Consider the following 9,604-nt stretch of genomic DNA (forward strand, 5'->3'; position numbering starts at 1 on the left):
GGGAGGTCCCTCACTCGACCTTGGACATCCGGGCGGTCGGGTTGCCCGCCGCCTGGTTGTCCGTCTCGTAGGACAGGTCGTCCCCGACCGGTGTCAGGCGCACCTCGTGTCTGCCCGTCGTGCACTGCGAGCCGTTGCTCTTCCTCGCCACGCTGGTGGCGACGAGCTGCTTCGGTGTGACCTTCCTCAGGATCAGGACGTCGTCGCAGACACCGCCGATCTGGTCGGTCTGCCGGAACGTGCCGAACTCCTCACCGGGCTCCGCCCGGCGGACGGTGACGCGGATCGTGCCGGCGGCGAGGGCGCCGTCGAGCGCGAGGGCCTTCCCCTCCCAGGTGCCGAGGTAGGAGGCGGGGATGCCGGACGCGTCGCTCCCGGCGTCGGGCGCGCTCCCCGAGGCCGACGGGCTCCCGCCCGCCGTGTCGTTCCCGCCCGGGCCGCCGCCCTGCATCAGCTGGAACAGGAACGCGGAGCCCACCGTCACCGCGGCCAGCGCCCCGGCGACCGCCAGGGCGACCGTGCAACTCAGCTTCCGGCCGCGCCCGTTCGCGCCCGGCGCGGAGGCCGCGGCCACGCTCACGGACAGCCTGCCCGGTGTCGGCCCGGCGGCCGCCCCGTCCGGGCGCGCGTCCTGGGGCGACGCGGCGCCTTCGGCTCCCGCGGTGTGCTCCGGCCGCGACCGAGGGACACGCGGCACGGCCGGACGGGCGGGCGCCGGCATCACGGGCGCCGGCCCGAACACCCCCTTCGGCGGCGGTCCGAACGCCCCCTCTCCCGCCGGACCTGCGCCGTCAAAGGGCCCGGCGTCCCGGACGGACCCCGTTTGCGCCGACAGTCCCGGCCCCGCGCCGGACACCGCTCCCGACGTACCGGGCACCGACGGGCTGGTGAAGCCCACGAGCCCCGAGGGCGCCGTCCCCGCGGCCTCCAGGTTCAGCAGCTGGACGGCGCTGCGGCTGACCTGTTCCACGAGCGGTCCCGGCAGCCAGCCCGCCGCCACCAGCCGGGCCGCCCCGTGCGGGGCCAGCCGCCCGGCGACCTCCCGCGGGGCGGGGCGGTCGCCGGGGTCCTTCGCCAGACAGCGGGCCGCCAGTTCCCGCAGTTCGCCCGCCATTTCGCCGAGCACCGGCTCCTCGTGCACCACCTTGTAGAGGAGGGAGGCGGACGAGTCGCCGGGGAAGGGCGGCTGCCCGGTCGCGGCGTACGCCAGTACCGCGCCCAGGGAGAAGACGTCCGCGGCGGCCGTGACCCGCCTGCCGAGGATCTGTTCGGGCGACATGTAGCCGGGCGAACCGACCGACACCCCCGTCGAGGTCAGGGAGGCCGTGCCGTCCGTGGCCCGGGCGATGCCGAAGTCGATCAGCAGCGGGCCGTCGAGGGTCAGCAGGACGTTGGACGGTTTGACGTCGCGGTGGACGAGGTCCAGGGCGTGCACCGCTTCGAGCGCCTCGGCCAGGCCCGCGCCGAGGACCCGTACGGAGTGCTCCGGCAGCGCGCCGCGCTCCGCGACCGCGCCCGCCAGCGAGGGCCCCGCCGCGTACCCGGTGGCCACCCAGGGCACGGGTGCCTCCGGGTCGGCGTCCAGTACCGGGGCCGTCCAGGCGCCCCCGACCCGGCGCGCGGCGTCCACCTCGCGCCGGAAACGGGCGCGGAACTCCTCGTCGAGCGCGAAGTGCGGGTGCACCATCTTGACCGCGACCGTGCGGCCGCCCGCGCTGCGGCCCAGATAGACCCGGCCCATACCGCCCGAGCCGAGCCGTCCGAGCAGCCGGTAGGGCCCCACGACGGTGGGCTCGCCCACATCCAGCGGCCGCATGGCCCCCACCCCTCCCCCGTACGCTGTGCGTTCCCCAGCAGGGTAGTGCCGCCGGGCCCGGGAGCCTCAGGGCTTCAGCAGCTCCACCGTCACGTCCGCCGGGAACCCGGTCGTGGGTCCGACCCGGCGGGCGAACTCCGCGACGGCCTCCAGCTGCGGGCCGCCGAAGCGGAAGTCGAGCGTCGTGAAGTACTCCTCCAGGACCCGCTCGTCGAAGGCCTCCCAGCGGGCCGCCTGCTCGGCGACCTTGCCGACCTCGTCGAGAGAGAGGTCCCGGGAGGCGAGGAAGGCCTCGTGGACCTTGCGGGTGACGGCGGGCTCACGCTCCAGGTAGTCGCGCCGGGCCGCCCACACCGCGAAGACGAACGGCAGGCCCGTCCACTCCTTCCACAGGGCGCCCAGGTCGTGCACCTCCAGGCCGAATTTCGGGCCGTCGAGGAGGTTGGCGCGCAGCGCCGCGTCGCCGATGAGGACGGCGGCGTCGGCCTCCTGCATCATGAGGCTGAGATCGGGCGGGCACGTGTAGTACGACGGCTGCACGCCGACCTTCTCGGCCAGCAGCAGCTGGGCGAGGCGGACGGACGTGCGCGAGGTGGAACCGAGGGCGACCCGCGCGCCGTCCAGTTGCTCCAGCGGGACCTGCGAGACGATCACGCACGACATCACCGGGCCGTCGCAGCCGACCGCGATGTCGGGGAAGGCGACCAGTTCGTCGGCGTGCCGGAGGAATTCGACGAGCGTGATCGGCCCGATGTCGAGGTCGCCCCGCACCAGCTTCTCGCTGAGCTTCTCCGGGGTGTCCTTCGTGAGCTCGAAGTCGAGGAGCGTGCCCGTTCTCGCGAGCCCCCAGTACAGGGGCAGGCAGTTCAGGAACTGGATGTGGCCGACGCGCGGCCGGGTGCGAGAATTGTCCACATCGCGAGGCTAGCCCCCATGCGGTACGGTGCAGGCTCCGGGTCCCCGAGTGGTGTGTGAAACCCTCCCGACCTCTTGTGTCAACCCTCGCGACAGCGAGTCGGCACCGCGACGTCAACCCAGACCGGACGGCGGTCAAACATCCGGGTGACGTGATCTTCACCTCTGTTGCTTTCGGCTGCCTGCGTGCTAGGCTCGCCGCACGTTGCAGTTTGGTTTCCCTTGCAGTACAGAGCCTGCGGAGCATGTGACCGCGGGCTCTCGTCTTATTCAGATAAATGCAGTTGTTAACACGCAGTTGTTTACACCTTGCAGGTTCTGGAGCAGGGCAACCCTTTGGGCCCAAGGAGGGCTTATGGCTACCGGAACCGTGAAGTGGTTCAACGCCGAAAAGGGCTTTGGCTTCATTGCCCAAGAAGGCGGCGGCCCGGACGTCTTCGTCCACTACTCCGCCATCAATGCGAACGGCTTCCGTTCTCTCGAAGAGAACCAGGCCGTTTCCTTCGACGTCACGCAGGGCCCGAAGGGTCCGCAGGCGGAGAACGTCACCCCGATGTAAGCCTTCGGCTCCCAGAGCCGATGCTTTGATCCGGAACGAAGAGCAGTACCCAAGGAGCCCCGCACCGGCCTGGTGCGGGGCTCCTGCCTCTGTCCGGCCCGCCGGTCACTGCGCGTACATCGCCTCCACCTGCCGGGAGAAGTCCCGCAGGATCGCCTCGCGGCGCAGTTTCATCGACGGCGTCAGATGTCCGGCCTCCTCCGTGAACGCGCCGGGCAGGACGGCGTAGCGGCGGATCGACTCCGGGCGGGAGACGAGTTTGTTGGCCTCGTCGACCGCGCGCTGGAGCACGGCGTGCAGGTCCGGGTCGTCCAGCAGGAGTTCCGGCGGGACGCTGTGCTTGCCGTTCATCCGGCGCCAGTGGGTGATGCCCTCGGGGTCCAGGGTGATGAGGGCGGTGACGTAGGGGCGGCGGTCGCCGAGGACCAGGCACTGGGCGATCAGGGGATGCGCGCGCAGCCAGTCCTGGAGCGGGGCCGGAGCCACGTTCTTGCCGCCGGCCGTGATCAGGATCTCCTTCTTGCGGCCGGTGATCGTCAGATAGCCGTCGTCGTCCAGCTCGCCGAGGTCGCCCGTGGCGAACCAGCCGTCCGGAGCCGCGGGGACGACCCCGCCCGCGTGCGGGTCCCAGTAGCCCCGGAACAGCTGCCCGCCGCTCAGCAGCACCTCGCCGTCGCCCGCGATGCGCACCCGGGTGCCGGGCATCGGCCGGCCGACGGTGCCGAGCCGGGGTTTGAGCGGCGGGGTCACGGTGGCGGCCGCGGTGCTCTCGGTCAGGCCGTAGCCCTCGTAGATCTCGATGCCGGCACCGGCGTAGAAGGCGGCCAGGCGGCGGCCGAGCGGGGAGCCGCCGCAGATCGCGTGCCGGACCCGGCCGCCGAGGGCGTTGCGGATGCGGCGGTAGACGAGCGGGTCGTACAGGGCGCGGGCCGCGCGCAGGCTCCGGTTGGGGCCGGGACCCGTGCCGTGCTGCCGGGCCTCGAGGGCCTCGCCGTAGCGGCACGCGATGCCCGCCGCCCGGTCGAAGGAGGAGCCGCGGCCCAGCTTCTCGGCGGTCGCGCGGCCGGTGTTGAAGACCTTCTCCAGGACGTACGGGATGGCCAGCAGGAAGGTGGGCCGGAAGCTCGCCAGGTCGGCGAGGAGATCCTCCGTGCGCAGGCTCGGGGCGTGGCCCAGTCTCACCCGCGCCCGCAGGCAGGCGATCGCGACCATCCGGCCGAAGACGTGCGAGAGGGGCAGGAAGAGCAGGGTGGAGGCGGCCTCCGAGGACTTCGCCTTGAAGATGGGGTGGAGCATCTCGATCGCGTTGTCGATCTCGGCGAAGAAGTTGCCGTGGGTGAGGACGCAGCCCTTGGGGCGGCCGGTGGTGCCCGAGGTGTAGATGAGGGTGGCGAGGGTGTCGGGCCCCAGCACCCCCCGGCGTACGGCGACCTCCTGGTCCGGCACGTCCCGGCCCCGTTCGGCGAGCCGCTCCAGGTGGTCCTTCTCGAAGACCCACATGTGCCGCAGGTCGGGTATCCGGTCGCGCTCGGGGCCGAGGGCGGCGGCCTGGGTGACGGACTCCACGGCGAGGGCGACGGCCCCCGAGTCCTGGAGGATCCACCGGGTCTGGAAGGCGGAGGAGGTCGGGTAGACGGGGACGGTGACCAGGCCGGCCGCCCAGGCGGCGAAGTCGAGGAGCGTCCACTCGTACGTCGTCCGCGCCATGATGGCGATGCGGTCGCCCGGTGCCAGACCCTCGGCTATCAGGCCCTTCGCGACCGCGAGCACCTGGGCCGCGAAGTCGGCCGCGCTCACGTCGCGCCAGCCGCCGTCCGCGTCCTTGCGGCTGAGGACGGCGTCCCCGGGGGCCGCGCTCGCGTTGTCGAACGGGATGTCCGCGAGCGAGCCGTGGGTGACGGGGGCCACGAGCGGCGGCAGGGACACCTCGCGCACGACGCCGTCCAGCCGCCTGATCTCCGGTTCCGGCAGCGGGGACGGGGACGCGTACGGGCTGGACACGGGGCGGCTCCTTGACTGCGGGGACCCGGGCCGGGCGAGGGTCGTGCGTTTTCATACGGCGCTGAGGGGCGGGGAGTTCAGGCGGGCGGGGCGGCGTCGGCCCCCGGGTGAGACGGGGATCGTACGGGGCCCGCGTGTGGGGTGTGTGGGGCTCCGGGGCGGGCGACGTGCGGGTTACCGCCGGTAGGTGTGGGCGGCCGGAGACGGCGGAAGGGTCTCCGGCCGGCTCCGGGGCGTCACGGGCGCTCCAGGATCGCCGTCACCCCCTGGCCGCCGGCCGCGCAGACGGAGATCAGACCGCGGCCCGGGGTGCCCCGTTCCGCCAGGAGGGCGGCGAGGGTCGCGACGATGCGGGCACCGGTCGCGGCGAAGGGGTGGCCGGTGGCCAGCGACGAGCCGGCGACGTTGAGGCGGGCGCGGTCCACGGGGGCGAGCCCGCGTTTCTCCCAGGCGGCCAGCGTCGCGAGGACCTGGGAGGCGAACGCCTCGTGGATCTCGACGAAGTCGAAGTCCTCGATGCCGAGCCCGGCCCGCTCCAGCATGCGCGGCACCGCGTACGCGGGGGCCATCAGCAGTCCGTCCGCGCCGCCCGCCACGTCACCCGCGGCGAAGTCGACCGCGGCACTCTCGTACGCCGTCAGGTACGCCAGCGGCTCCAGTTGACGCGCCGCCGCCCACTCCTCGCTCGCCAGCAGCACGACGGCCGCGCCGTCCGTGAGGGGTGTCGAGTTGCCCGCCGTCATCGTCGGACCGGGAGCGCCGGTGCCGAACACCGGCTTCAGGGTGGCGAGTTTCTCGACCGTGGACCCAGGCCGCAGGTTCTGGTCGCGGGCGAGGCCCCGGAACGGCACCACCAGGTCCTGGAAGAGGCCGCGTTCGTACGCCGCCGCCAGCCGCCGGTGGCTCGTCGCGGCGAGTTCGTCCTGCGCCTCGCGGGTCACCCCCCAGGCGCGGGCGGTGACGGCGGCGTGCTCACCCATCGACAGGCCGGTGCGCGGCTCGGCGTTGCGGGGGATGTCCGGGACGAGGTGGGCGGGCCGGATCCGGGCCAGCGCCTTCAGCCGCGCCCTCGCCGACTTCGCGCGCCGCGCCTGAAGGAGGATGCGGCGCAGCCCGTCGTTGACGCCGAGAGGTGCGTCGCTCGTCGTGTCGGCGCCGCCCGCGACGGCGGACTCCGTCTGACCGAGGGTGATCTTGTTGGCGGCGGCGATCACCGCCTGGAGACCGGTGCCGCAGGCCTGCTGGATGTCGTACGCGGGGGTGCGGGCGTCCAGGGCCGAGCCGAGCACGGTCTCGCGGGCGAGGTTGAAGTCGCGGCTGTGCTTGAGGACGGCGCCGGCGACCAACTCCCCCACCGCGCCGGGCTCCTGGAGTGCGAACCGCTCCGCCAGGCCGTCGACGGCCGCGGTCAGCATCTCCTGGTTGGAGGCCGTCGCGTACGGGCCGTCGGAGCGGGCGAAGGGGATGCGGCAACCGCCGATCACCGCGACGGGGCGCGGGGTCGCCGCACCGGGGTGCGCCGTTGCCGGACTGAGGGGGCTCATCTCGACCTTCTCCTGACCCTGCCGTAGCCTTACCATCGGTAACCTTACTCTGGAGTAAAGTAACGTCCCCGCTGGGAGTTGGACAATGGCCGACCGCTATCTGGGTTTCGCCGGCACCGCGCCGGGCCGCTTCCTGACCCGCAGGCTCGGACTGCCGCAGCCCGCCGCACTGCACCGCTGGTCGGCCGGACGGCCCACGCTGGAGGGGCCGTTGCTGCATCTGACAGCGGGCAAACCGGCGCTCGACCTGGCAGACGTGCCGGCCCGCACGGGTCTGCGGGTGGGGACCGGCGCCGAACGGCCCGCTGCCGTGCTCCTCGACGCCACCGGTGTCACCGACGTCGGCACGCTCGCCGAGGTCCACGCGGCACTGCACCCCGTGGTCCGCTCGGTCGCCGCCAGTGGACGGATCGTGGTCCTCGGAGCACCGCTCGACCCCGCCGACCACCATCAGGCCGCCGCCCAGCAGGCGCTGGAGGGGTTCGTGCGCTCGCTGGGCAAGGAGATCGGCCGGGGCCGCACGGTCACGCTGGTCCGCGTCCACGGCACGGCGACCGCCCCCGCCCTCGAATCGACGCTCCGCTTCCTCCTGTCCCCCAGGTCCGCCTACGTCAGCGGACAGGTGATCGAGGTCGGCGCGGGCGAGGTGACCGCGCCCGACGACTGGACGCGGCCCCTCGCCGGACGGACCGCGCTCGTCACGGGAGCCGCGCGCGGCATCGGCGAGGCGGTCGCCGCGACCCTGGCCCGCGACGGGGCCACGGTGGTGTGCCTGGACGTGCCCTCGGCGCGGGCGGAACTGACCTCGGTCGCGGAGCGGCTCGGCGGGAGGGCGCTCGCGCTCGACATCACGGCCGGTGACGCGGTCGCCCGGATCGCGGACGCGCTGCCCGACGGGCTCGGTGTCCTCGTCCACAACGCGGGGATCACCAGGGACCGGCGGCTCGCCAACATGCCCGCCGAGCGCTGGAGTTCGGTGCTCGACGTGAACCTCGCGAGTGTGCTCCGCACGACGGACGCGCTACTGGCCGCCGGGGTGCTGCGCGACGGCGGCCGGATCGTGGCCACGGCGTCCATCGCGGGGATCGCCGGGAACGCGGGTCAGACGAACTACGCCGCGAGCAAGGCGGGGATCGTCGGGCTGGTGCGGTCGCTGGCGCCGCGTGCCCTTGCCGAGCACGGGGTCACGGTGAACGCGGTCGCCCCCGGGTTCATCGAGACCCGGATGACGGCCGCCGTTCCCCTTCTGATCCGCGAGGCGGGCCGCCGGATGAACTCCCTCGGCCAGGGGGGACTTCCGGTGGACGTCGCCGAGGCGACGGGCTATCTCGCCCATCCCGCGTCCGGCGGGGTGAACGGGCAGGTGCTCCGGGTGTGCGGGCAGAGCCTGCTCGGAGCGTAGGACTGACGCGCCCGGCCGGGACCCCGAACCCGGGGTCGGCCGGGTGCGCCGGGGTGGACGCACTCCCCCTGTGCGCCGACACCTGGCGCCCCGACTGAGGCCGGGTGAAACGGCGCCGCCCTGGCGCCGACGGGCTGCCCGCACCTGGAGTGGCCCGGGCCCGCCGGCCACGCCTGCCCGCACCGCAATCCGCACGGTCCGCACCCGTCCTCCCGCAGAAGGGGTCGTGCCGGTACATCAGATGCCCGTTGCAGGCCGGGCAGACAATCCCGGTGCTCATGCAAAGCGGCTGGTCGCCCGGCGTGCAACGGGCGGATGTACCGGCACGGCCCCGACCCACCCCCGGACCGACCGCGCACCCGGCACAAAGCCGGCCCAACCCCCTGGAGCCCCCGTGCAGACCCGGACCGTTCTCGACACGCCGCCCGCCCTCACCCCCCTCCTCGCCCGCGGCGCCGCCCTCTCCCCGGTGAAGCGGCGCCCCCGCCCCGGGGCCACCGCCCCCCGGACCCGCCTCGTCCTGCCGGGCGTCCGCATCGACCTCGCCCGGCTCGCCGCGTACGAACGGGTGTGCGGCTTCGCGACCGGCGCCGACGCGCTGCCGGTCACGTACCCGCACGTCCTCGGCTTCCCGCTCGCCATGCGGCTCATGGCGGCCCGCACGTTCCCGCTCCCGCTCCTCGGCCTGGTCCACACGTCGATCGAGATCACCCGGCACCAGGCGCTCAGCACCACGGGCGAGTACCAACTGGACGTACACGTCGCCGAGTTGCGGCCGCACCGCCGCGGCACCGAGGCGGTCGTGGTCACCGAGGCCAGGACCGACGACGACACCGCCGTCTGGGAGTCCCGCAGCACCTACCTCGCCCGGCACCGCACGGCGACACCGCCGGCCCCGCCCGGGCACCCCGCTCCCGGACCCAGGCCGCCCGCGTCACCCGGCCGGGAACAGCTGCCCGCGAAGGCAGCCTGGCACCTCGCCGCCGGCCTCGGCCGCCGCTACGCCGCCGTCTCCGGTGACCGCAACCCGATCCACCTGCACCCCCTGACCGCCCGCCTCTTCGGCTTCCCCCGGGCCATCGCGCACGGCATGTGGACGGTCGCCCGCTGCCTGGCGGAACGCCCCGCGGACGGCCCGGTGCGCGTGCGCGCCGAGTTCAGGGCCCCCGTCCTGCTCCCGGGCACGGTGACGTACGCGTCGAAGGGCCCCGCCTTCGAACTCCGCGGAGACGAGGGCCTGCACCTCAATGGAGAGGTGCACCCCCTTGGCAGCTAGGGCCTGTCGTTTGGATCATGCTGGCGTCGCGGGGTCTGGCACGCACATCTGCGGCGTTGTCGTCGGTCGCCGACGCTCCGCGTCGACTCCC

General features: G+C 73.7%; 7 protein-coding genes. 3 read left to right on the plus strand and 4 right to left on the minus strand.

Annotated elements, in window-relative coordinates; translation table 11 throughout:
- Positions 1 to 10: 10 nt before the first annotated feature.
- Together AC069T_RS01950 and AC069T_RS01955 are read right to left on the minus strand one after the other, a co-directional pair.
- Complete coding sequence (locus AC069T_RS01950; protein WP_478780818.1) at positions 11 to 1,816, minus strand: serine/threonine-protein kinase; 1,806 nt, start codon at positions 1,814 to 1,816, stop codon at positions 11 to 13.
- 66 nt (positions 1,817 to 1,882) lie between these two features.
- Complete coding sequence (locus AC069T_RS01955) at positions 1,883 to 2,731, minus strand: menaquinone biosynthetic enzyme MqnA/MqnD family protein (protein WP_478780819.1); 849 nt, start codon at positions 2,729 to 2,731, stop codon at positions 1,883 to 1,885.
- 355 nt (positions 2,732 to 3,086) lie between these two features.
- Here AC069T_RS01955 and AC069T_RS01960 point away from each other — a divergent pair, with 355 nt between their 5' ends.
- On the plus strand, positions 3,087 to 3,290 hold the full coding sequence (locus AC069T_RS01960) for a cold-shock protein (RefSeq protein WP_006138897.1): 204 nt from the start codon (positions 3,087 to 3,089) through the stop codon (positions 3,288 to 3,290).
- A gap of 105 nt (positions 3,291 to 3,395) precedes the next feature.
- On the opposite strand, the gene AC069T_RS01965 is transcribed toward AC069T_RS01960, so the two are convergent.
- Both AC069T_RS01965 and AC069T_RS01970 read right to left on the minus strand, forming a co-directional pair.
- The gene (locus AC069T_RS01965) at positions 3,396 to 5,291 is read right to left on the minus strand and encodes an AMP-dependent synthetase/ligase (RefSeq protein WP_478780820.1); all 1,896 of its coding nucleotides are present in this window, start codon (positions 5,289 to 5,291) and stop codon (positions 3,396 to 3,398) included.
- A 236-nt stretch (positions 5,292 to 5,527) separates the two neighbouring features.
- A complete protein-coding gene (locus AC069T_RS01970; protein WP_478780821.1) occupies positions 5,528 to 6,835 on the minus strand; it encodes an acetyl-CoA C-acetyltransferase in 1,308 nt (435 codons plus the stop codon).
- A gap of 85 nt (positions 6,836 to 6,920) precedes the next feature.
- Here AC069T_RS01970 and AC069T_RS01975 point away from each other — a divergent pair, with 85 nt between their 5' ends.
- A complete protein-coding gene (locus AC069T_RS01975; protein WP_478780822.1) occupies positions 6,921 to 8,237 on the plus strand; it encodes a 3-oxoacyl-ACP reductase in 1,317 nt (438 codons plus the stop codon).
- Positions 8,238 to 8,631: 394 nt separating this feature from the next.
- A complete protein-coding gene (locus AC069T_RS01980; protein WP_478780823.1) occupies positions 8,632 to 9,513 on the plus strand; it encodes a MaoC family dehydratase in 882 nt (293 codons plus the stop codon).
- Positions 9,514 to 9,604: the final 91 nt, after the last annotated feature.

The organism is Streptomyces sp. NPDC043867 (assembly GCF_056435845.1).